The sequence below is a fragment of the Amycolatopsis sp. cmx-11-51 genome (assembly GCF_047608665.1).
Taxonomy (GTDB): domain Bacteria; phylum Actinomycetota; class Actinomycetes; order Mycobacteriales; family Pseudonocardiaceae; genus Amycolatopsis.
Window position 1 is genome coordinate 1 of sequence record NZ_JADNQO010000041.1, and the last position, 1,453, is coordinate 1,453.

The 1,453-nt window shown below is 67.4% G+C and carries 1 protein-coding gene; it reads right to left on the bottom strand.

Annotation, left to right across the window (positions count from 1 at the left end):
* Positions 1–26: 26 nt before the first annotated feature.
* On the bottom strand, positions 27–1,220 hold the full coding sequence (locus ACM6LU_RS39120) for an IS110 family transposase (RefSeq protein WP_414942912.1): 1,194 nt from the start codon (positions 1,218–1,220) through the stop codon (positions 27–29).
* Between the last annotated feature and the right edge of the window lie 233 nt (positions 1,221–1,453).

Consider the following 1,453-nt stretch of genomic DNA (forward strand, 5'->3'; position numbering starts at 1 on the left):
CCGGGGGGGTGTCCCTATGGAAGTTGTCAAGCGGCTGATGCCGTGGGGTGTTGGTAGTAGGTCTGGTTGCGGAGCATGGCGTAGAGGACGTCGCAGCGTCGTCGGGCGAGGCAGATGAGGGCGGCGTTGTGTTTCTTGCCTTCGTCGCGTTTGCGCTGGTAGTAGGCGCGACTGGTGGGATCGGACAAGGCTGCGAAGGCGGCGAGGAAGAACGCGCGTTTGAGCCGGCGGTTGCCGGTTCTGGCGGGGTGTTCGCCCTTGATGGAGGTCCCGGAGCGGTGGGTGACCGGGGCGATCCCGGCGTAGGCGGCGAGATGGCCGGAGGACTTGAAGCCGGACGCGTCGCCGATCTCGAGGAGGATGCGGGCTGCGGTCCTGACTCCGATGCCGGGCATCGAGGTCAGGACCTGGGCGAGAGGGTGCGCATCGAGTATCTCCTCGACTTCGCTGGCGACGGTTTTCCGTTGCTGGAGAACGGCTTTCAGGCTCTCGGCGAGTCTGGGCAGGATCTTGTCCGCGGCGGCAGTGCCCGCGACGGTGACAGTCTGCTCGTCCAGCGCGATGAGAATGTCCTCGACCAGTTTCGTGCCCATGCGCGGGGCATGCTTGGTCGCGATCGAGGCGAGTTTGCGGCGCCCGGCCTTGCGGATTCCGATCGGCCCGCCGCAGCGGGACAGGATTTCCAGCACCGCGAGATGGGCGACTTTGGGGCCGAGGACGCGTTCGAGCGCGGGGTGGAGGCCGGTGAGCAGACCGCGGATGCGGTTGCTGATCCGGGTGGCCTCTGCGGCGAGGTCGTCGTCGAACCCGACGAGCACGTCCAGCTCGGCCAGGGCCTCGTCGCCGACATTGAGCTGGCGCAGCGTGTGCGGCAGGGTCCGGGCGGCGTCAGCGATGACATAGGCGTCACGGGCGTCGGTTTTGGCGTTGCCCGGGTAGAGGTCGGCGATGCGGCGCATCGCCAGTCCGGGCAGGTAGGCCACGTCATGGCCGCAGGCACGGGCCACCGCCACGGGCAGGGCACCGATCGTGGCGGGCTGGTCCACCACGACCAGGACCGGTCCATGAACGGCGAGTTTGTCGAACATCGCCCGCAGCTTCGGCTCAGTGTTCGGCAGCGGCGCGTCGTGCAGCCGCTTCCCGTTGATGTCCAGGCCGACGGCGTGGTGCTCGCCCTTGCCGACGTCGAGCCCGAGATAGACGGAGTAGCTGTGGTGCACCCGCAGCCTCTTTCGTATCGTCGCGTGCCGGTCACCAGTCAAGCATCGACGGCCGGCAGCCACGTTACGACGAGACCTACCTTGCGGCGGCCGTGTCCCTATCAGCGGTCCCTCGATGCCACCAAACCCGGTGACACCACCCCCCGGATCATGGGTTCGACTGGGGGACTAAGTCATGCCGGGCCTGGCGACCGCAGCTCCTTGATCAAGAGCCACGAAGAAGGTAACGGGGG